A 21,685-nucleotide genomic window follows, 5' to 3' on the forward strand; every position below is an offset into this window, starting at 1 on the left:
GCGTGAGGTCAATCAGTTTTTTTCCTGCCGCCTTTTACGGGCGCAGCAGGCTCTTCCGGAGCAATGGACAGCGGCATGGATGCTTTGACATCATCCCACAGAAAGACCATATTCGCGCCGCTTTTTGTTTCTTCAAAATAAATGGTGAAGGCATCAGCGGGCTCGGTCAGTTTTTCCACATCGATATCGGTGCGAAGCTGGTCTTTTTTTACATCGTAGGTAAAACTGCCCCAGCAGAAATTGTCTTTGTTGACGATCATCGTCCATTTGTTTTCCGAAGGAATGCAGTATAATGTGTACCGGCCCCTGGCCACGGTCCTGCCTGCAACACGCACATTCTGGAAAAACTCCACTTCGGTGGCTTCGTTGGCTCCCAGCCGCCAGAGATCGTTATAGCGTATGATGCCGCCGAAAATATTACGGCCGTTCTTCAGCGGTCTTCCGTAAATGACCCTTGCCACCGGTGTGCCTTTTGCCTTACCGCTCATTTTAAGCAGCGGGTAATTGGCGGGCCAGTAGCTCATATCCATAGGAGATTTATCAAGTTCGGTGGGCTTTTGCTGCGCTTTCGCGAATACACAGGAGACCAACAATGCCAGGCTAAAGATCGCTTTCATGCAAATTCATTTATCGGTTACAAAGATAGAAGCCTACAGGATTGCCCGTTCAGTTAAATGTGTTAAGGCCATGTTTTTAACACCGGGGAAAAAATCCCCATACAATGTCTTCAAAGCGTCGTAATGTTCCTGGAACGCATCAAAAGGCCGCGCGGCATCGCTCAGGTACTGCGCCCTGCGTACCAGTCCGCGGAAGCTGTTCTCGATACCCTGCCGGTAGCGGTAATTGAACAGCCAATCCTGCTGGTGCATATAGGGAAACATGGTGGCAAACCGATGGGGCAGCAGCTGCTTGCTGTCTGAAAGCATGGCATACACTTCCGAAGAAAACAGCTTCCAGCCGGTTTCGGAAAGTTCCGCGGTATCGAGCGCCAGGAAATGGTCGTAGACAATATCCACAAAAGCGCCGGCATACAAACCCACGGCCGGTTTGAAATACTGTTTTGCCTCACGGGTTACGGGATGTTCATCGGTATACGCATCGATCGCGCGGTGCAGCCGTATGCCTTCCTGTACCGGTAAGGGATAATCGAACTGTTTTCTTCCCTTGATAAAATCGCTGATCATATTACCCACCAGTACGGATGGCTGGCGGAATGACAACCAGGCATGTGCGAGATAGTTCATAGAAGCATTAAAAATAAAAATTCAACAGTAATGAGTCAAAAACGTCCGGATTTTTAACATCCCGATGCGCTTTTTACCTGCCGGCTATTCCTGTTCCCAAAAAACACATCATTTACAACGCCATTTAGGATTTTGTTAAGAAAACCGGTAAAACCCTTGCTGGTATTACCTTATAGCCGAATGCATCGGGTTCGCCCCAGCAACCGCAGCAACCGTTCATACCATGCCGGTCCGGAAAACCCGCTGTTCATCACAATTCAAAACAACCGGGGGCAGGTCTCTCTACTTTTGGTTTGTCAATGCAACGATCGTAACAAAACAGATAATCCTTATTCAAGAGACCTAAAACAAAAACCAATGAAAACATTCTTTATCGCGGCCCTGGCGGCCCTGACCATCGGCGGCAGCGCTTTTGCGGCCGACAAAACTGCGGCGGATGCCAGCAAACTGAACAGCCTGGTGAAAGTGAGCTTTGAAAAACAGTTCCAGGAAGCGGAGAACGTGAGCTGGACGGTTCGTAATTCGTTTATCAAAGCCTCGTTTACCATGCTGGGACAGCAGGTAGAAGCATTCTTCGGGGAAGAAGGCGAACTGATCGGCACTTCGCGTAAGATCGAGTTTGAAAAACTGCCCCTGCTTACCGTAACCAAGATCCGCAAAGACTATGCAGGCTACACCGTGAGCGAAGCAATCGAATTCACCAGGGAAGACGATACCAATTATTATGTATCCCTTTCCAAAGGCGATAAAAAACAGGTGCTTCAGGTAACACCTTACGGCAGTGTAAGTGTTTACCGGAGCGCAAGGCAATAAAAATGGTTGAGGTTGTTAAGCATCGGCCTCTGCGAAAGCAGGGGCCTTTTTGTCTGCGAACCTGCCCATCGAAATAAACTCTCCCTCCGATTTCAGTTCGTATACCAGCCTGGTGAGTTTATTGAACAGCTGTACGCCATCGGGCTTGCGGGTATAGGCCGGTAATGCGTAGCCGTCTATCGAGGTAAATTCCCAGGGGTGAAAATACAGGCATACATACCCGTCTTTTGCCAGGGTCTGCTTTACCAGTTTTTTGAAGATATCGTAGGGAAAATTCTTAAAGCTCAGCCAGAACAGGGGAATGCGGAACTGCGGCGATACAGATGCCGGTATACGCAGCATGCCTTCTTCCCTATACCAGGTTCGCGGCAGGTGCCGGTTATCGTACCGGCCGGGAAGCCAGGTTGGATTGATGGAGGAATCGTAGAGATAGCCGGCTTTCTTCACTTCTTCCATCGATACTTCGCGCATGCGCGGCATACGCAGACCGGTTACTTTTTTGCCCGTGATTTCTTCCAGCTTTGTTCTGGAAGAATGCAGGTGCGCATCCACAAAATGAGAATGAAAAAAGGTATGGGAAGCAATCTCGTGTTTGCCTGACAATGCCCTGACCGGTTCGGGATACTGCATGGCAAAGCTGGCGGTGGTGAACAGGGTTGCCTCCACCGAGCTGTCTTCCAGCAGGGGCATAATGGCATCCAGTCCGGCCTTGCCAACCCGCATCTGCTCGTCAACCGTAACGGGGTATTCGTATTCGAGCGGCATATCGAACTCTTCCACATCAAAGCTTAGCAGTACATAGCGCTCTCTCATACCAGGTTGGATTCTTTTACGATATAATGCGGTCTTTGTTTGCTCTGCATGAAAAGTTTACCCAGGTACATACCGATAATACCCAGTATCATCAGCTGCAGCCCGCCGAAGAACGCGATCGTTGCAATAACAGATGACCAGCCATTGATGACGCGTCCGAAATAAATGCTGTAAATAATATAGGGTATGTACAGCAACGAAAGCAGTGCGAACAGGAATCCGAGGTACACCGCTATATACAGGGGTCTTGTGCTGAAGGATGTGATACCCTGCAGGGCAAAACGCATCATTTTTTTAACGGTGTATTTGGAGCTTCCATGCGTGCGCAAACCCGGGTCGTATTCGATGCCCACCTGTTTGAATCCCATCCATTTTACCAGTCCGCGCATAAACAGATCCGTTTCCTTGAAGGCGCGGAAAACCTCCACCACTTTCCGGTCCATCAGGCGGAAATCGGCGGTGCCGGGTTCAAGTTCTATATCGGAGAGGTTATTGATAAGGTTGTAGAACATCGCGGATGTTTTGCGTTTCATCAGCGGCATTTCCTGGTGGTCTTTCCGGATCGTGTACACCACATCGTAGCCTTTTTCCCATAGGCCGATCATTTCGGGTATCAGGGAAGGCGGGTGCTGCATATCGCCGTCCATCATGATCACACAGTCTCCCTCCGCCATATCGAGGCCGGCTTTCAACGCATTCTGGTGTCCGAAATTCCTGGCGAGGGAAATAAAAAATACATTGGCATGTGCCGATGCGTACTGCCGGATGGCCGCCAGTGTATTGTCGGTGCTGCCATCGTCCACAAAACACAGCGTGTACGTGTAGTCGATTCCGCTAAAAACTTCTTTTACCGCATCGGCAAGAATGGCGATATTCGCTTCTTCGTTGCTGACCGGTACAACCAGTGCAATTCTTTTTTTCATTCGTTTAAGGGGAACATTACAAATGACAAAGTACCGATTTTTTAAGGATTGCGCCGGGGTGTATTTACGGATACCCGTCTGCGGCTGACCAACCCGTTATCGGCTGACCTCCCCATTCGCAAATCGATAATCCACCGATCCGCCATTTTCAGTTAGTTTTGCGGCCTAAATAAAGTCGTATGCAGAAAGGACCTGTTTCCCAATTTATACAGCACCATTACCGCCATTTCAATGCCGCAGCCCTGGTAGATGCTGCCAAAGGCTATGAAACACATTTAGCCGAAGGCGGAAAAATGCTGGTGAGCCTTGCCGGCGCCATGAGTACCGCGGAACTGGGTATCAGTCTTGCAGAAATGATCCGCCAGGATAAAGTGGCCATCATCAGCTGTACCGGCGCCAACCTCGAAGAAGACATCATGAACCTGGTGGCGCACAGTCATTACAAACGCGTTCCCAACTACCGTGATCTGAGCCCGCAGGAAGAATGGGACCTGCTCGAAAACCATTACAACCGTGTAACCGATACCTGTATTCCTGAAGAAGAAGCCTTTCGCAGGCTGCAGAAACATATCCATAAGGTCTGGGCCGATGCCGATCAGAAAGGCGAAAGGTATTTTCCGCATGAATATATGTACCAGATGCTGCTGAGCGGTGTGCTGGAACAGTATTACGAGATCGATCCGAAGAACAGCTGGATGCTGGCCGCTGCGCAGAAGAATATCCCGATCGTGGTACCGGGATGGGAGGACAGCACCATGGGAAATATTTTTGCTTCGTACGTGATCAAGAACGAACTGAAAGCAGTTACCATGAAAAGCGGTATCGAATACATGGTATGGCTGGCCGACTGGTACCGCAACAACAGCAGCGGCAAGGGCGTTGGTTTCTTCCAGATAGGCGGCGGCATTGCGGGCGATTTCCCGATCTGCGTGGTGCCGATGATGTACCAGGACCTGGAGTGGCACGATGTGCCTTTCTGGAGCTATTTCTGCCAGATCAGCGATTCAACCACCTCGTACGGTTCTTATTCCGGTGCGGTTCCCAATGAAAAGATCACCTGGGGCAAACTCGATATTCATACACCCAAATTCATCGTGGAAAGCGATGCCACCATCGTTGTGCCGCTGATCTTCGCGTACCTGCTGGGATGGTAGCAGCCAGGTTGCTGCGGTAGTATATTTTGCCACAGATTGCACAGATTTACACAGAAACACCCATCTGTGTAAATCTGTGGTAATTTTTCCCAGCCCCGTAACCACCCATTTATTCATTACCTTCTGTCAATGCCAGCACCCCGCCATACAGGCTGTACACCCTGTGACCCGGATAAACTGCCCGGTATTTTTCTGCCGCGGCCAGGCTTCGTTTACCACTCTGGCAAATAAACACCGCCGGCTCCTTTGTTGCAGGCGGAAAACGGTCTGCAAACAGTGACACAGGTATGCGCTCATGCGCCAGACCGGATAAGAGAGGCAGTTCATCCGGCTCGCGGATATCGTATACCATAACCGGCTCAAGCAGACACAATGAACGGAACTGGTGTGGCAGGATCTCGAGAGGCGACAGCGGCGCGGGGATGCAGAAAAAGCCGTATTCCCTGCTTTCAAAATCTTCCCTGCTTACAGGAGCAGTTGTGCCGGCTTGCGGCCATGGTTCGATCTGCGTTTCCCAGAATATGTTTTTCATTGCCGAATAGGTCAGCAGCCTGCCCGCCAGCGGCTGTCCCTTTCCCGTTATCCATTTGATGCATTCACCGGCCATCATATGACCGATGATACCCGTAACAAATCCCATTACCCCCGCTTCGCTGCAGCCAGCCACCTCGCCCGGCTTTGGCGGAACAGGAAACAGATCGCGGTAACCGATGTCTCCGGTGAAGACCGCCACCTGTCCTTCCAAACGGGAGACCGCACCAAACACCAATGGTTTACCCAGCAGGCGGCAGGCATCCGACAGCATATACCTGCTTTCAAAATTATCCGTGGCATCTATGATGATATCGTATTGCGACAGGATACCGATCGCATTTCGGTTGGTAAGGGTGGTATCGTAGGTGTGCAGGGTTATATCGGGGTTCAGGGCATGCAATGCATTTTTGGCACAGGCCACTTTCGGCATACCGATGCCGGACATGGTATAGAGGAACTGCCGATGCAGGTTGCTCAGCTCCACCAACCCGTTGTCAACCATACCGATCGTACCCAGGCCTGCGCCGGCCAGGCTCACCAGAACGGGGCAACCCAATCCGCCGGCACCCACTACCAGTGCACTTGCCTTCAGGAGGCGATGCTGTGCTTCTGCACCGAACCCGGGCAGGATCATCTGCCGGTGATAGCGTGTATAAGGTATGTCATCCTTCATGGCGTAGGTATTATCCTCCTGAAAACGGCGGCAGCAGCGCTATCTCCGCATCTGGCTGAATAGATTGTTTGCCGCGAACGATTTTTTTATCGACCGCCAGCAAAAAAGTGGCCGATCGCAAACCCGGGTATTCCGCAAACAATGCGTTTATCAGTTGCTCCGTGTCGTCCACGGCCGGTAGCAGGATGCGATCGCTTTGGGCGATATCACAGAGTTGTCCAAACAGTTGAATGGCGATGCGGTTCATAATAAATCGGGTAAAAGAAGTTTGAATGATGCCACCATAAGCACAACAGCCAGCAGGTACCTGATGGTTCGCTGGCCAAAACGTATGGCACCGAAATACGATCCAAGGAATCCGCCCATGAATGCAAAGCCCACATAGGAAACCATCTGCGAACTGAATACGATCCCTTTTGTCAGCTGTCCCATCAGTCCCGACAATGAATTCACAAAAATAAAAATGGCACTGATAGCGGCCGCCTGCTTCTGGTTTGTCCAGCGCAGCTGCAGCAGTACGGGCGAAAGAATGATACCGCCGCCGATGCCGAGCATACCCGACAGCAAACCGATGGCCGCGCCGATCAACAGCAGCCACCCGATGGGAGGATCGGTGGTTTTTGCAGGTTTGCCGTCACCGAAAAAGAAAAAACGCACCACGGCCAGCAGCAGGAACAGTCCCAGTATTTTTTTATAGATGCCCGGATCGATCGTGATGCTGCCACCGATAAATGCCATGGGTACAGATGCCAGCGCCAGCGGCAGGAACAACCGGATTCTGAAATACTGTTCCCTGTAATAAAAAGTGAAAGAGGTAAGCGATACAAACAGGTTCAGCAGCAGCGCGGTTGGCCGCATCACCGCAACGGATACGCCGTAGAGGGCCATAACGGCGAGGTAGCCACTTGCGCCGCCATGTCCCACCGATGCATACAGGAATGCCATGGCGAGCAACAGGAAGCAGATAAAATACGGTTCGGTCATATGCGTGGTCAAATAATGTTTTTTAAGAACGGTTGCCCTCCTCGTGCCGCATGCCTTTGGCCACCCGGAACAGGTGCAGTACATAGGGAAACAGGGCATCCATGGTTTCTGCCGCTCCCCTGGTAGATCCGGGCAGGGTAATCACCAGGCTATCCCCGATAAACCCGGCCACTCCCCTCGAGAGCATGGCATAAGGTGTTCTTTGCTGGCCGTAGTTACGTGCGGCTTCCATAATGCCCGGCACTTCGCGGGTCAGCAGCGGGTGTATCGCCTCGGGTGTTACATCTCTTGGCGAGAGTCCGGTGCCACCGGTGAATAAAATAAGCTGGTATCCCGCCAAAGCCAGCTGCCCGGCTTTTTCCTGGATCAGTGCAAACTCATCGGGAATGATTTCATACAGTTCTGTGGTAAGCCGGTGCTGCGCCAGTTTTTCCATAACCGCTTTGCCGCTTGCGTCTTCTTTCTTCCCTGCTGATACCGCATCGGAACAAACAATCACCGCGCAGCGGATGCCGGTCATTGTTGATTCGGCAAATGTGGTCTTACCGCCTGTTTTCGATTGTAACCCGATAGCGGCGATTTCAATTTCCTTATCGAGGGGTTTGAGCATATCATACATAGTTAGCGCGGTGATGGCCGCACCGTGCATAGCTTCTACTTCCACACCGGTTTTGTATATCGTATGCACTTCAACGGTAACCAGCACCGTCAGCCCCTGAATGGCAAAACTTATGGCGGCATACTCCACGGGAAGCGGGTGACAGTCGGGTATTACGTCGCTGGTGCGTTTGATGGCCAGCAAACCCGCCGCCCGCGAAAACTCGAATACATCACCCTTGGGCACTGTTCTGTCCTGTATGGCCTGGATGGTTGACTGCTGCGATACGCTGAGTGTGGCCGTGGCCGTGGCCCGCCGCAGGCTGTTTTGTTTTGCTGTGATGTCTACCATATCATTGATTCTTTTTCCATTGATGGGTATCGTCGTTACATAATTCTTTTCCCCAGACCGGCAGTTCGGCCTTGATCCATTCCACCAGTTCGCTGCAGGCGTCTGTTGCCGCTTTTCTGCGGTGTGCAGAGGTGAATACGAACAGACATATCTCACCGGTGGCCACTTTTCCCAGGCTATGCCATACATGCATACAGGTGAGATCGTATTTGGCAAACAGTGCTTCGCGGATAACGCTCATTTTCTCCAGCGCCATGGCTTCATAGCTGGTATAGTCTATGGCAGCCACGGTTTTTTCGCCGATCCTGTCTGCCCGCACCTGTCCAAGAAAAATACTGTGCGCACCGATGCCGGTTTTATCCTGGTGGGCCTGTATCTTTTCCGCGATAAATGCAGCGCTGATCGCTCCCTGCACAAAAAGGTTCTTATGTTTTTTTTGCCCGCTCATATCTTGCATCATTACTCATTGCATTTCTATCAGGTGCAGGTTAACCACATTGCCTTCTTCACAGTGCACAGTCTCTGCGGCTATTTCCACCAGGCAATTTGCTTCGCTGAATGACTGCATCCGGTACGATTCCTGTGCGCCGAGCAGTTTTACGTTCCGGCCGTCGTAATATCCTTTCAGAAAATGCGTGAGACCGGTCTTCTTGCAGTAGTCATCCAACAAAGGCGCCTGTACAACGGGAAGCGACAGCCTGCGTTTGCTTGCGATACCGATGGCTTCCAGTACATACAGATAAAAACAGGTAAGCACCGAAGAGGGGTTGCCGGGTAAACCGAATACCGGTTTGTTTTGCCTGGCGCCAAAATACAAAGGCTTGCCGGGCTTCTGCTGTACTTTGTGAAAAACCGTTTCAACCCCGCAGGCCGCCGCCGCCGCTGTTACAAAATCGTATTTGCCCACGCTCACACCGCCCGTAAGCAATACCATATCCGCCTGCTGTAAGGCCGCCTGCAAAATGTCTGTAAGCGCATCCAGATCGTCCTTAACCTGATATATACATGTATCTCCGATGCCCAGCTGCTGCAGGGCTGCCATCAATGCGTATGAATTGGATTCATACACCTGGCCATACTGCAGCGGACAGCCTGCGGCCTGCAGTTCATCGCCTGTAATGACCAGGGCTATGACCGGGTTTGGATATACAATTACTTCCGCTATACCGATGCCGGCAAGAAACCCGATCGCCGCGGGTGTAAGCAGTGTGCCGCTTTTCATGGCCAGTGCGCCTGCCTGAACCTCAGATGCCCTGGGCCGCACATTGGCGCCCGCAAGCAAGTGTTCATCCAGCAGCATGACCCGTTCATTGCCGGTTTCCGTTTTTTCCTGCATAATCACGGTATCGGCTCCCGGGGGAACGGGCGCGCCGGTGAAAATCCGGACTATTTTCCCCCGTTCCAGCTGTATTGCTTCGCTGGCGCCCGCGCGCAGTTCGCCGGCCAGCGGCATAGGTTTTCCGGGCTGCCAGTCTTCAAAGGCAAATGCATACCCATCCATTGCCGACTGCGGAAACGCGGGAATATCGCATGGCGCATAGCAGTCCCTGGCCAGCATTTTGCCGGCCGCCTCGGGTAAGCGCATGCTTACCGGCTGCAATGCCGATACGTGCTGGGCTATTTTCTGTCTGGCTTCGGATACCGTTATCATTCAAATTTTTTTATCAGCCGCCGATGGCGATCATACTCCGGTTTTGAATACTCCCGGCGGAAACATGTGCCAGGTCTGCACTGAATTGTCCGCCCAGTTCTTTTTGCTTATTCCAAACCGATCTTTCTATCAGCGGCACAATTGGCTCTCCTGCGCGCAGTGCGGCGAGCAGGTCCGTTTCTTCTTTTGAAAACAGGCAATTCTTCATTTTGCCGTCAGCGGTAAGCCGCATCCTGTTGCAGCTGCTGCAGAAGGGTGCGCTCATGGTGCTGATCACGGCAAAGCTGCCGATATACCCGTTTACCCGGTAGGTTTTGGCGGTTTCATTCGGCATTGATGTCAACGGCATGAATGCATACGACTGCCCTGCGGTATGCATGATCTCCTGCCAGGTAACCACTTTGTTACTGCTCCACCGGTTGCCGGTAAAGGGCATGAATTCTATAAACCTGATCTGTACGGGCAGGTCTTTTGTCCATGCAATGAAATCAGGTATTTCCGCATCGTTAAGCCCTTTCATTACCACTACGTTGATCTTTACGCCAAACCCCCTGTTCAGCAACAGGTCGATATTGTTTTTTACTTTCCGGAACTCGTCCCTGCGGGTGATAAAAAGAAATTTATCCGGCGACAGCGTGTCGAGGCTGATATTGACGGAACCTATCCCCGCATCTTTCATCAGGTTAATAAACCGGTGCACAAGCGTTCCATTGGTGGTAAGGGTAAGTTCAACAGGCAATTCCGATAACGCCTCCAATATGGCCGGGGCGTCTTTTCGCACCAGCGGCTCTCCACCGGTAAGCCGTATTTTTTTGACACCCAGCTCCACAAAAATACCTGCCAGCTGCCGGATTTCCTGCGTCTGCATCAGTTTGTACGACGGGGAGAACAGGTAATTTTCGTCCGGCATACAATAAAAGCAACGCAGGTTGCAGTTATCGGTCAGCGATATCCGCAGGTAATCATGAGAACGGTTGTATTGATCTGTCAATTGCTGCATCTTTTCTCCCGCACATTGATTTTTTAGTAAATTTACACAGACGGTTAAGTTACACTTTACCTTCCGCATCCAAAGTATGAAACCATCCATCGTTATCAGTTATTGTCCCAAATGCAAGTGGCTGTTAAGAGCCGCTTATATTGCCCAGGAGCTGCTCACCACGTTTGAAGCAGAGCTCAGATCCGTGGCGCTTGAACCGAGTGACACCAGCGGTGATTTTTACATCAGCCTCGACAATGAGAAGATCTTTGACCGCAGGGAATACGGTGGTTTTCCCGAGATAAAAGAACTGAAGCAGGCCGTGCGCGACCGCGTGAGCCCCGGAAAAGACCTGGGTCATGCCGATACCAGGCCTCATCACAATCATTCCCTTTAACCCATCAGCTATGACCGGGCTTGTTTTATGCGGCGGTAAAAGTTCCAGGATGGGCAGCGATAAAGGGCTGCTCAGGCTGGAAGCCAGAACCTGGGCACAAACAGCCGCCGATAAACTGGTTGCACTCGGGTTACCGGTTAAGCTTTCCGTGAACAAAGAACAATACGGCGATTACGCAGCCGTTTTCTCCGAATCCGATCTTATCACGGATGCCGCGTTGCCGGAGTTGCACGGCCCTTTGCTGGGTGTACTCAGCTGTCATCTGCAATGCCAGAACGAAGACCTGTTTGTTCTTGCCTGCGATATGCCCCTGATGGACGCCGGCCTGCTCAAAGACCTGCTTCACCGGCACCGGCAGCAGCCTTCCGCACAGGCCTGGATCTACACCAACGATGACGAGCCGGAGCCATTGTGCGGCATCTACAGCGCAAAAGGACTTTCCGGAATACTGACCCTGCTTCAACAGGGCCGGCTCGTTAAACACAGCATGAAATACATGCTCGATCACCTGAGCGTATCAACCACCGCCCTGCAGGCCCACCAGAAAACCGCTTTCCGCAATTTCAATGCGCATGCAGAACTAAACGGGATGTAAGTCAAGCCTGCTTTTCTCCGTTTTCCTGTGCCCCTGTTTACCTGCACCGCAAACAGCACAGGCATATGCCTCTGTAATCGATTCAAAAGCGGTCCCCGGTGCAATCCCGCTTTCGGGATCTCCATACATTTCGTCGTACACCGTTAAACAACGGCTGCACTGGTATACCTGCGGGATGGCGGCTTTCTCTTCGGGTTCTTTTTTTTCAGCCTGCAGTTTTTTCTCGCTCACCGCCTGCTTATCGGCCCGGTCGTTATAGAACGCTATCATCAGGCGCCTTAACTGCTCGCCCAGCACGAATTTGGGATTGGCGGTACTGAATTCAAACCCGGTTCGCGCATTCGGATTAAAATCATGCGAACAAAGAATGTCGTATACGTACAGGTATTCCAGTCCGAACAGGCTGATCAGCGGTCTGCGGCGTACCAGGATGCTGCAGAACACTTCGCTTTTCTTCCGTGTTTTGATACCGATGCACATGCCAAAAGTGCGGGTATCGTCGTTGTTCAGCTGCTTTACGATATAATTTTTCAATGCCAGCCCTTCGCTGCAGTTATCCTCTACCTGGAAGTTCAGTTCATTGGCCGCGTGCCGCAGGTTGATCTGGTAGCGGTTCAGCAACTGGTTCCATTTGGGCCGGTCTTTTTCCTCCACGCCTTTTATGATGATCGATTTCCAGGGCGTGGAACAAAGCTGGCCGATCTTGGTATCAAGACAGAGTTTGCACAGCGCTTTCAGAAAATCAACCGGAAACATTTCATCCCTCCGGTAAATGCCTACCCAGTATTTGTCGTTCACCTTGTTCACCCCCTCGTAATAGGAAAGGTTGAAAGCAGGCAGCTCGGCAGGTTTTTCCGCGGGTTTTGTATTGTATTGCTGTTTGCGTATCAGGTGCATCAGGTCATCGCCGCTGGCATCTTCGTTATCGTAAAAAGCTGCCCTGTGCCGCAGTATCAGCGATTCGATCTCTTTGGATATGCCGGGAATATCATTGGTGTATACCATTTCGTTCCACTCGTAAATGCGATTGGTTCTTGGAAAACGAATAAAAAGATGCCAGAAATGCAACGCGGTTGTTGATGCCACCCAGTTGATGTTTCCCGTAAGCATCGGTGTAAAACTTTGCCTGCTGTCTGACACATTGACCTTTAGCTGCGGCTCATAATCCATTCCGTCGAGGATGTCTTTGTATACGCCTTCGCTGAGCCAGGTATCGGTGATGAATATTTCTTCTGCAGGATAGGAGCTGACGATATTGGGATGCGTTTCGTTGTCAAGATCATAGCGGGTGCCGAGTTGCTGCAGGTCTTCTTCCAGTGTTCCGATCAGTTCGGGATCCACGTTCATAAGCAGCTGTTGCCGCAACCCGAAGCTTACCTGCCGCACACCCGATCTCCTTGCCGTAACGAGTATATTGTACAGGTCTCCGGGAGAAATGATCCCGCCTTTGAAATTGATCTTTATGATGCAGTTGCTTTTCACAAAATTTGTTTTATACCTGAACAGGCGCGGCCTGCCTGGCCGCTGTTCCCAGGCAGTTTTCCAGAATGGCTTTTACTTCGGGCCGGCAGCTTCCGCAGCCCATGCCGGCGCCGGTGATCTGGCATAGCTGCAGGTGGTCTTTGCATCCGTCCTTAATCCTGTTCACCAGGTTGCCCTCTCCCACATTGTTACAGCTGCACACCAGTTTGCCGATAACCGGTTCCGCCGCCTTGCCGGAACGCAGCAGCTGCAACCGTTTTTCGCTCAGTTCTATCTTCTGCTCGATCAGGTTCCGGAATTCAAGAAACTCGGATTTATCGCCGATAAGAATGGCACCGATAAGCCGGTCGTTGTGGATAATGCATTTTTTATAGTATCGTTTTGCCTTATCAATAAACACCACTTCCTCGTAGGCAGGGTCGTTCGGACACTCGACCTCACCCAGCGAACAAAGTTCCGTGCCATGCATTTTGAGTATGTTCATGAGCAATGAACCCGTATAATATTTCGAAATATCGCCCGATAAATAAGCGACAACGATCTCTGCCTGCTGCTCCGCCGCTGCGGTGATGCCGTACAGAAACCCTTTGAATTCTGCGATCTCGCCAATGGCAAAAATGTCGGGGTGACTGGTCTGCAGGTATTCATTGACCAGTACACCGCGTTTGCAGGCCAGCTCGCCGGCTTTTGCGATCTCGATATTGGGAACCGTTCCAATGGCAATAACCACTGCCTGGCAATGAACCACCAGACCGCTTTTCAGCCTGATACCCGATATGGTATGGTTACCGAGAAACCGTTCGATCTCGTCGTTATAGTAAATATCAACGCCTTTGTCCGATAACTCTTCGTGCAAGAGCTGACTGCCCAGCGGGTCAAGCTGCCGATCCATCAGCCTGGATATACGCTGTACAATGGTCACTTCCACATGCACCTCGCGCAGCGAGGCCGCCAGTTCAATACCCAGCAACCCGCCGCCAACGATCACCACTTTTCCTCCGGCAGGATCTACATGGTTTTTAAAACTGTCTGCATCATTCCTGCTGCGCATCGTAAAAATGCCTTTCATCGCCGGAATATCCCTGAGCAATGCGGCCCTGCTCCCGGTTGCCATGATCAGTATATCCCATGAATGCAGCCGGCCGCGGTGATCAGTCGCTGTCTTGTTGTTTTTATCAATATGCGTGATACTGACGCCGCGGTGCAGTTGTATGTTGTAGGCATATTCTTCCGCATCCGTCATTTTTACCAGGCTGTTCCAGCCCAGTGTTCCGGAGATATAATCGGGCAGCAGCACACGGTTGTAAAACGGAAAATCCTCTTTGCTGAACACCACTATTTCGTCTTCGGTATTCACTGCCCGGTAGCTTTTCACAAAACCGCAGGCACCGGCACCGGCGCCTATCACGATTATTTTCTGCCTGGCTTTTTTGTACAGCCTCACTTCCACCGCCGAGAATTTAAAATCGGGTTCTTTGCTTTGCGGGTCAACAAGGTTATTGGTGAGGTTATTGGCGCGGTTCAGGTCGCTGTTCAAAATTTTACCCCAGTGTATCGGCAGAAATACAACGCCCTGCTTGATCGTATCGCATATTTTCGCTTTCACCCGCACTTCCCCGCGTGTGTTGACAATCTCCACCAGGTCGCCCTCTTTTATTGCGCGTTGCGCTGCATCTTCCGGGTGTATTTCAATAAAAGCTTCGGCGATATGCTGTTTCAGTTTGTTCACCTTACCGGTTTTGCTCATCGTATGCCATTGGTCGCGTATGCGGCCGGTGGTAAGAATAAGCGGGTAGCCGGCATCCGTTTTTTCCGACAGGTTTTCATCGGGGAAGGAGCGGATAACCGCTTTACGGGAAGCGGTGTAAAACTGTCTGTCTGTGAACAGTCTTGCCGTACCGTAACCATTGAGCGCTTTTGTATACGGCCATTGCACCGAACGTTTTTCTTTCAGCACGGCATGCGTCAGATCGCTGATATCGATATGCGTATCTTTTGTCAGCGCGGCATGTTCGGCAAAAATGTCTGAAGCGTTTGCATAATCGAACCCCGTATAACCCATTTTCTGTGCAAAGCGGCAGATGATCTCCGCATCCGGCAGGGCTTCTCCGGGCGCTTCTTTGATCCTGTTCAGGTAGGTGATACGCCGTTCCGCATTGGTCATGGTTCCTTCTTTTTCTGTCCAGGCTGCGGCGGGCAATATCACGTCTGCATAACCGGTCATACCCGAGCGGTGGCTGATCTCCTGCACCACCACAAACTTTGCCTTGCGCAGGGCGGCTTCTGCCTTGCGTGCATCGGGTAAGCTGGTAAGGGGGTTGGTGCACAGCACCCAGATAGCCTTCAGTTTGCCCTCGTTCAGGGCATCGAACATTTCGGTGGCCGTTAGTCCGGGCGCTGCGGCGATTTTTCCCGGTTCTATCTTCCAGAAACGCTCCACTTCGGCGCGGTGCGCAGGGTTCTGCAGATCACGGTGCGCGGGCAACAGGTTGGATAGGCCGCCCACTTCTCTTCCGCCCATGGCATTGGGCTGGCCTGTCAGTGATAGCGGACCCGAACCAGGCTTACCGATATGCCCGGTGATCAGGTTCAGGTTGATCAGCGAGAGATTCTTATTCACGCCAACCACGCTTTGGTTAAGTCCCATGGTCCACATGGTGATAAATCCGGTTGCGCTGCCAATCAGGCTTGCCGCCAGGCGGATATCGTTTTCTTCCAGGCCGCAGATCAGGGCGGCTTCCGCTGTCGTGCGTTCAAAAACAACATGGCGGTAGGCTTCAAACCCTTCTGTATGCCGCGCGATAAAAGCGGTGTCGATCTCTCCCTGTTCGATCAATGCCCTGCCGATGGCATGATGCAGCGTGATATCCGTTCCGGGATGCAGTTGCAGGTGAAGATCGGCGAGGGCGCAGCTTTGTGTTTTGCGCGGGTCACTGACAATGATTTTCAAACCCGGGTTTTTCTCTTTGGCTTTCTCGATACGCTGCCATAAAATGGGATGACACCATGCCGGGTTGGCGCCGGCAACAAAAATAAGATCGGCCAGTTCCAGGTCGTCATAGCAAACAGGAACGCAGTCTTCGCCAAGACTCATTTTATACCCCGTTACCGCACTGCTCATGCAGAGGCGTGAATTGGTATCGATGTTATTTGTACCGATGAATCCTTTCACCAGTTTATTGATCACATAGTACTCTTCGGTAAGGCATTGACCGGAAGCATAAAATGCAACCGAATCGGGACCGTACTGATCGATGAAAGTGCGGAATACGGCGGCGGTCCTTTCCAGTGCCTGGTTCCAGGAAACCCTTTGCCTGGGCAAATGCCTTCCGTACCGCATTTCAGGATACAGGATGCGGTCGCTGGTATCGTTCACCGTATAATGCAGGTTCCTGCCCTTGCTGCAGAGGCTGCCCCTGTTAACGGGATGATGCGGATCTCCCGCAACGGTGATCCTTCCGAGTTTATCGGTATCCACTACGATACCGCAGCCTACCCCGCAATAACAGCAGGTGGTTGTTTTTTTTCCGGTAGTATCTGGTATGGTTCCGTTCAAGACAATAGGTTAAAAAGGCAGCAATCGAAAAGCAAACAATCGAAGAAGGCCGGATACGGTTATCCGATGGCCACTTTTATGCGGACACGCCGTTCCGCTTTTGAAAAACGCGTTACCAGTATGATCAGCGACACGCCGATAACGATCATGCCTATATAGCTGAATGCATCGGCATAGGTAATGCCCCTGGCTTTGAACAGGAACCCGAACAGCATACCGCCCACATTTCCGCCGGCGCCAACGATACCGCTTACCAGTCCAACATTTTTTTCATCGATAAAAGGGGTGATGGCGTAGGTGGCGCCGTTGGCCATTTTCAGGAACAGGGCAAACAGGATCATAAAAAAAATAGCGGCCCCGAAAGAACCGGATTTGGCAAACAGGATCAGGCCGAATCCTTCCAGCAACAATACCAGCGCCAATAAAATGCCTTTACCCCATAACCCGTACAGTTTGCCGATCTTATCGGCAAAAATACCACCCAGCGCACGTGCAAACAGGTTCATAAAGCCGAATAGACCGGCACAGAAACCTGCGGTGGCCAGACTCAGTTTGTATTCCTGTACAAAATGCAGCGCCGCCACATTGTCGAAAGTGATTTCCATCCCGAAACAAACAGCATATGCCAGCGACAGCGCCCACACACGCCAGTCTTTGAGCACACCGTAATTGGTTTTTTTTCTGCCGTTGGTCCGTTCCATCTCGCTGAAATTACCGGCAGGCGTATCTTTTGTAAACCGCCAGTACAGAAAAGCGGCGATAAGCATGAGCATACCCGGAAAGACCATGGCATAGCGCCATGCCTCGGGTTTGGTATAACCCGCCGCAACCATAGCGGCAAATATCAGCGGCATGGTCATATTGGTAATACCGCCGCCAAGGTTACCCCAGCCGCCGGCCACGGCATTGGCCGTGCCTTTGATCTGCGGGGCAAACATCATGGAAGTATGGAACTGCGTGATCACAAACGATGCGCCGATGATGCTGATGGCGAGCCGGAACAACAAAAACGAAGTGTAGTCGTGTGCCAGTCCCACGCACATAACAGGAATGGCGCCTGCCAGCAGCAGGGCCGTATAGGTTTTCCGGGGCCCCCAGGTATCGCAAAGCCTGCCGATCAGCAAACGTGCGATCACCGTTCCCGATACAGAGGCTATAACGAGGTTGCCGATCTGCGGTTTGTCGAGATGCAGATCGTCTTTAATGGCCGGCATCAGCGGCGCCAGTCCGAACCAGCCGAAAAAACAAACAAAGAATGTGAACCAGGTGATATGGAACGTACGCATCTGCACACCTTTTATCGAAAAGATATTGAGACGGGTAAGTGGTTGGTGAAGGTTATCTGACATTTGATTGGGTTGTGCGGTTAAGTGATACGCAGTTTCAGAACTTAAACCCGATGCCTAAGCCCGGGTTCCATTTTCCGTCGCTGACGGCGGTTTTGCTGTTGTAATAAAAAGGAACCTGCACAACCAGGTGCCTGTAAAAAAACGTAAACCCGAATCCCGCGGTTGGTGTAATGGCCGAGTTACCGGGCGCGCCCGCAGCCCCCTGGTCCCGCTTGATGCGCATGGTAGGCAGTATGCCAAATCCGAATGCCCAGGGTTTTCTGATCAGTTTGATACAGGGGCCGCCGAAATTTACATAGGCGCCGTTATCAACATAGCCTGCTACGGCCATACCGTCCCATACCGATGCCTGCGGTTTAGCAGTGCCCTGGGCCTTTGCCAGGTTTGCCGTCAGGCACATACAAAACACAGATACCATAGTGATACATCCATTTTTCATAGCTTTGTCGCGGTTTAAATTGTTACGCAATTTGACTGTCAACCCCGGCGCGAGCTTCCAATTCGACCGGGGCTTTTATTTTTATTCCCTTTGCAGGAGTTTCCGTTATACGCCGATCCCAATGAAAACACGTCCTGCTTCCACCCTAACCGGGTAGGTCTTCAAAGCGCATTCGCTGTCGTTCAAACATTCCCCGGTGACCAGTGAAAATGTTTTTTTGTGGAAGGGGCAGGCCACTTTGGGTTCATCGTTCTGCGAGCCGATCATTCCGCGGCTTAATACCATTTGCCGACGGTGCGGGCATTCGTTCTGCGTGGCATACCATTCGTTGCGCCTGGTGAAATGATACAGCGCAATCTGTTCTTCACCGCATTTGACGCATACGCCGCCGTTGGCAGGCACATCATCTACGCTGCAGGCAGGGAACCATGCCATTGTTTCCATTGCTGTCATACTTATTTTTTTTAGTGAGTAATTGTTCTTATTTCCATTCTTTCGCCCGCTTCTGCTCCCGCATGGCATCGAATGAGATGCTGGGATCTTTTTCTTCGGGCGCGTTTACAAAATGGTTAAACCGTTTCCGTATCTCGGGGTTCTCAACCGCTTCCTTCCATTCGCACCGGTAGCTGTCTACCAGCAGCTGCATCTCCGCCTCGAGTTGCGCCGCCATGCCCAGGCTGTCGCTGACCACCACATTGCGCAGGTAATCGATACCGCCCTCCATTTTATTCAGCCAGACAGCCATTCTGGTAAGCGGGTCGGCAGTTTTGATATAGAACATCAGGAACCGGTCTATGTATCGTATACAGGTTGCTTCGTCCAGGTCGGTGGCCAGCAGCAGTGCGTGCTGCGGTTTGGAACCGCCGTTGCCGCATACATACAGGTTCCATCCTTTTTCGGTGGCGATGATGCCAAAATCCTTGCTCTGCGCCTCGGCGCACTCGCGTATGCAACCCGATACGGCGGATTTGATTTTATGCGGCGCCCGCAGACCGCGGTACCGTTCTTCGATGCGTATGGCAAAGCTCACGCTGTCGTGCAAGCCAAACCTGCACCAGGTACTGCCCACGCAGCTCTTCACCGTACGCAGGGCCTTGCCATAGGCATGCCCGCTTTCAAAACCCGCATCGATCAGTTCTTTCCAGATCAGCGGCAGGTCTGACAGGTGTGCACCGAAAAGATCGATGCGCTGGCCACCGGTAATTTTTGTGTAGAGATGGTATTTCTTCGCTACCTGGCCGATGATGATCAGCTTATCGGGCGTGATCTCGCCGCCGGGAACGCGCGGCACCACGGAATAGGTGCCTCCTTTCTGGATATTGGCCAGAAAACGATCGTTGCTGTCCTGCGCGGTGTCATTTCCTTTTTGCAGGATCATTTCATTCCACAGGCTCGCGAGTAGGGAAGCAACAGATGGTTTGCACAGTTCGCAACCATCGCCTGTGCCCAGTTTATCCAGCACCGCTTCGTAAGATTTCAGCTCATGGAGTTTGACGAGGTCGTATAATTCCTGGCGACTGTACTGGAAATGTTCACAGATCACATTGCGTATGTACCTGCCCTGCGCTTTGAGTGTGTGGTTCAGCAGGTCTTTTACCATCGGCAGACAACCGCCGCAGCCCGTTCCTGCTTTGGTGCATTTTTTCAGGGCTTCTGTCGTTTCCTCTCCCGATTCGATGGCCTGGCAGATAGCGCCTTTGCTCACGGATTCGCAGCTGCAGATATAGGCGTCGTCGGGCAGACTGGCCACACCTGCTTCAGCCGATTCGCCACCCCGGGCGCCGAGTATGATGTCTTCGGGGTTGGGAGGCAGCACCAGTTTGTTCTTGCAGGTCTGCAGCAGCATATTGTACTGCGAAGCATCGCCCACCAGCACGCCCCCGAGCAGGTGTTTGCCGTCGGCGGTAATGTTTACCCTTTTATAGAAACCGTTGATGCCGTCGTTCAGTACAATGGTACGGGTGCCGGCTTCGCAGCTAAAAGGGTTTCCGAAGCTGGCCACATCGATGCCGATCAGTTTGAGCTTGGTGCTCATATCAAACCCGGTGAATGTTTTTTCGTCGCCGCCCAGCTGTGCCGCCACCACTTCGGCCATTTCATAACCGGGGGCAACCAGGCCATAGATCATCTCGCGATGCAGTGCGCATTCGCCGATGGCGTAGACAGCGTCGTCGGATGTCTGTAAAAAATCGTTCACAACAATACCGCCTCTTGTACCCGTGGCGATGCCGCAGGCTTTGGCGAGCTCGTCCCGGGGTTTGATACCCGCGGAAACAACGATCATATCTGTGTCAAGCACCGTGCCGTCGGCAAACGAGAGACCGGTTACCGCCTCATCGCCGAGAATGGCCGAGGTGCTTTTGGATGTATGGATGGAGAGCCCGAGCGCTTCCAGTTTCAGCTGCAGTAACTGTGCGCCCGCCTCATCTACCTGGCGGGGCATCAGCCGCGGGGCAAATTCAACCACCGATGTATCGCGTATGCCCAGATCAAGCAGGGCTTTGGCGGCTTCCAGTCCCAGCAGCCCGCCGCCGATCACGGTGCCTTTTCTGGTTCTTTTTGCCCAGCTGCCGATCAGTTCCAGGTCTTCGATGGTGCGGTAAATAAAAACGCCGTTTTTTTCAATACCGGGTATGGGCGGAACAAAGGCCGAGGATCCGGTGGCCAGCACCAGGTAATCATAGGGAACCGCCAGGCCTTTGTGGGAATACACGGTTTTGCTGCCGCGGTCGATGCGCTGTACCGGATCGCCGAGATGCAGTACGATGCCGCGCGATGCATACCAGCCGGCATCGGCCAGTAACAGATCGTTTGCCGATTTGCCGGCGAAGAACTCGCTGAGGTGTACCCGGTCATAGGCAGGTCTTGCCTCTTCGCCGAATACGGTCAGTTCATACTGCCCGTGGGTGTTACGGGCTGCCATTTTCTCGCAGAATTTGTAACCCACCATGCCGTTGCCAACTATTACTACCCGCATATGCATTGCATTTTGGTTGAGGAATAGTGGCAAACAATCGAATTGTAAATATTTCTATGTAATACTATTTCATAAAATAATTTATTTAATGGTATGAAATAGTATTTTTCATCATAAATTTAATAATTAATTTCATAATTAACTATTTTGATAAATATTTTTAGTGAATAATT

General features: G+C 51.8%; 21 protein-coding genes. 4 read left to right on the forward strand and 17 right to left on the reverse strand.

Annotated features, from left to right (window positions below; translation table 11 throughout):
* Nucleotides 1-8: 8 nt before the first annotated feature.
* The gene (locus GWC94_RS13570) at nucleotides 9-617 is read right to left on the reverse strand and encodes a DUF2911 domain-containing protein (RefSeq protein WP_161835553.1); all 609 of its coding nucleotides are present in this window, start codon (nucleotides 615-617) and stop codon (nucleotides 9-11) included.
* Nucleotides 618-650: 33 nt separating this feature from the next.
* Entirely contained in the window at nucleotides 651-1,244 is a 594-nt protein-coding gene (locus GWC94_RS13575) for an acyl carrier protein phosphodiesterase (protein ID WP_161835554.1), read from the reverse strand.
* A 357-nt stretch (nucleotides 1,245-1,601) separates the two neighbouring features.
* Between GWC94_RS13575 and GWC94_RS13580 the strand changes: the two genes are divergently transcribed.
* Nucleotides 1,602-2,057 carry a hypothetical protein gene (locus tag GWC94_RS13580; protein ID WP_161835555.1) on the forward strand — a complete coding sequence of 152 codons (456 nt, stop codon included), beginning with the start codon at nucleotides 1,602-1,604 and terminating at the stop codon, nucleotides 2,055-2,057.
* Between the two features lie 15 nt (nucleotides 2,058-2,072).
* On the opposite strand, the gene GWC94_RS13585 is transcribed toward GWC94_RS13580, so the two are convergent.
* Both GWC94_RS13585 and GWC94_RS13590 read right to left on the reverse strand, forming a co-directional pair.
* Nucleotides 2,073-2,870, reverse strand: a complete 798-nt coding sequence (locus tag GWC94_RS13585; protein WP_161835556.1) for a polysaccharide deacetylase family protein — start codon at nucleotides 2,868-2,870, stop codon at nucleotides 2,073-2,075.
* Nucleotides 2,867-3,793, reverse strand: a complete 927-nt coding sequence (locus tag GWC94_RS13590; RefSeq protein ID WP_161835557.1) for a glycosyltransferase family 2 protein — start codon at nucleotides 3,791-3,793, stop codon at nucleotides 2,867-2,869. Before GWC94_RS13590 ends, GWC94_RS13585 begins: the two co-directional genes overlap by 4 nt.
* A 179-nt stretch (nucleotides 3,794-3,972) precedes the next feature.
* Between GWC94_RS13590 and GWC94_RS13595 the strand changes: the two genes are divergently transcribed.
* Nucleotides 3,973-4,947: a deoxyhypusine synthase family protein gene (locus GWC94_RS13595; RefSeq protein WP_161835558.1), complete on the forward strand. Its 975-nt coding sequence runs from the start codon at nucleotides 3,973-3,975 to the stop codon at nucleotides 4,945-4,947.
* A gap of 109 nt (nucleotides 4,948-5,056) precedes the next feature.
* Here the strand turns inward: GWC94_RS13595 and GWC94_RS13600 are convergent, their stop codons facing one another.
* The 7 genes from GWC94_RS13600 to moaA are packed head-to-tail and all read right to left on the reverse strand — an operon-like array spanning nucleotide 5,057 to nucleotide 10,738.
* Nucleotides 5,057-6,154, reverse strand: coding sequence for a HesA/MoeB/ThiF family protein (locus tag GWC94_RS13600; protein ID WP_161835559.1), 1,098 nt, complete (start codon nucleotides 6,152-6,154; stop codon nucleotides 5,057-5,059).
* Nucleotides 6,155-6,164: 10 nt separating this feature from the next.
* Nucleotides 6,165-6,401: a MoaD/ThiS family protein gene (locus GWC94_RS13605; protein ID WP_161835560.1), complete on the reverse strand. Its 237-nt coding sequence runs from the start codon at nucleotides 6,399-6,401 to the stop codon at nucleotides 6,165-6,167.
* The gene (locus GWC94_RS13610) at nucleotides 6,398-7,150 is read right to left on the reverse strand and encodes a sulfite exporter TauE/SafE family protein (RefSeq protein WP_235918535.1); all 753 of its coding nucleotides are present in this window, start codon (nucleotides 7,148-7,150) and stop codon (nucleotides 6,398-6,400) included. Before GWC94_RS13610 ends, GWC94_RS13605 begins: the two co-directional genes overlap by 4 nt.
* A 10-nt stretch (nucleotides 7,151-7,160) precedes the next feature.
* Nucleotides 7,161-8,087, reverse strand: coding sequence for a bifunctional molybdenum cofactor biosynthesis protein MoaC/MoaB (gene moaCB, locus GWC94_RS13615; protein WP_161835561.1), 927 nt, complete (start codon nucleotides 8,085-8,087; stop codon nucleotides 7,161-7,163).
* Nucleotide 8,088: 1 nt separating this feature from the next.
* Nucleotides 8,089-8,535: a molybdenum cofactor biosynthesis protein MoaE gene (locus GWC94_RS13620; RefSeq protein WP_161835562.1), complete on the reverse strand. Its 447-nt coding sequence runs from the start codon at nucleotides 8,533-8,535 to the stop codon at nucleotides 8,089-8,091.
* Between the two features lie 15 nt (nucleotides 8,536-8,550).
* Nucleotides 8,551-9,738 (reverse strand): molybdopterin molybdotransferase MoeA, encoded by a 1,188-nt coding sequence (locus tag GWC94_RS13625; protein WP_161835563.1) that lies wholly within the window; start codon nucleotides 9,736-9,738, stop codon nucleotides 8,551-8,553.
* Nucleotides 9,739-9,751: 13 nt separating this feature from the next.
* Nucleotides 9,752-10,738 carry a GTP 3',8-cyclase MoaA gene (gene moaA, locus GWC94_RS13630; RefSeq protein WP_161835564.1) on the reverse strand — a complete coding sequence of 329 codons (987 nt, stop codon included), beginning with the start codon at nucleotides 10,736-10,738 and terminating at the stop codon, nucleotides 9,752-9,754.
* A 76-nt stretch (nucleotides 10,739-10,814) separates the two neighbouring features.
* Here moaA and GWC94_RS13635 point away from each other — a divergent pair, with 76 nt between their 5' ends.
* The gene (locus GWC94_RS13635; RefSeq protein WP_161835565.1) at nucleotides 10,815-11,114 is read left to right on the forward strand and encodes a SelT/SelW/SelH family protein; all 300 of its coding nucleotides are present in this window, start codon (nucleotides 10,815-10,817) and stop codon (nucleotides 11,112-11,114) included.
* A gap of 10 nt (nucleotides 11,115-11,124) precedes the next feature.
* A complete protein-coding gene (mobA, locus tag GWC94_RS13640) occupies nucleotides 11,125-11,709 on the forward strand; it encodes a molybdenum cofactor guanylyltransferase (protein WP_161835566.1) in 585 nt (194 codons plus the stop codon).
* Here mobA and GWC94_RS17025 read toward each other — a convergent pair.
* The 6 genes from GWC94_RS17025 to nirB form a co-directional block, all read right to left on the reverse strand.
* The gene (locus GWC94_RS17025; protein ID WP_161835567.1) at nucleotides 11,695-13,191 is read right to left on the reverse strand and encodes a rubredoxin; all 1,497 of its coding nucleotides are present in this window, start codon (nucleotides 13,189-13,191) and stop codon (nucleotides 11,695-11,697) included. The two genes, mobA and GWC94_RS17025, sit on opposite strands and share 15 nt — an antisense overlap.
* Before the next feature lie 10 nt (nucleotides 13,192-13,201).
* Complete coding sequence (locus GWC94_RS13650; protein WP_202628765.1) at nucleotides 13,202-16,747, reverse strand: nitrate reductase; 3,546 nt, start codon at nucleotides 16,745-16,747, stop codon at nucleotides 13,202-13,204.
* Nucleotides 16,748-16,806: 59 nt separating this feature from the next.
* Nucleotides 16,807-18,096: an MFS transporter gene (locus tag GWC94_RS13655; RefSeq protein WP_202628766.1), complete on the reverse strand. Its 1,290-nt coding sequence runs from the start codon at nucleotides 18,094-18,096 to the stop codon at nucleotides 16,807-16,809.
* Nucleotides 18,097-18,130: 34 nt separating this feature from the next.
* Entirely contained in the window at nucleotides 18,131-18,535 is a 405-nt protein-coding gene (locus GWC94_RS13660) for a hypothetical protein (protein ID WP_202628767.1), read from the reverse strand.
* Nucleotides 18,536-18,640: 105 nt separating this feature from the next.
* Nucleotides 18,641-18,988 carry a nitrite reductase small subunit NirD gene (gene nirD / locus GWC94_RS13665; RefSeq protein WP_235918536.1) on the reverse strand — a complete coding sequence of 116 codons (348 nt, stop codon included), beginning with the start codon at nucleotides 18,986-18,988 and terminating at the stop codon, nucleotides 18,641-18,643.
* 28 nt (nucleotides 18,989-19,016) lie between these two features.
* Complete coding sequence (gene nirB, locus GWC94_RS13670; protein WP_161835568.1) at nucleotides 19,017-21,512, reverse strand: nitrite reductase large subunit NirB; 2,496 nt, start codon at nucleotides 21,510-21,512, stop codon at nucleotides 19,017-19,019.
* Nucleotides 21,513-21,685 lie beyond the last annotated feature (173 nt).

Origin of the sequence: Sediminibacterium soli, from assembly GCF_009939225.1 — a bacterium.
In the GTDB taxonomy this organism is placed as follows: domain Bacteria; phylum Bacteroidota; class Bacteroidia; order Chitinophagales; family Chitinophagaceae; genus Sediminibacterium; species Sediminibacterium soli.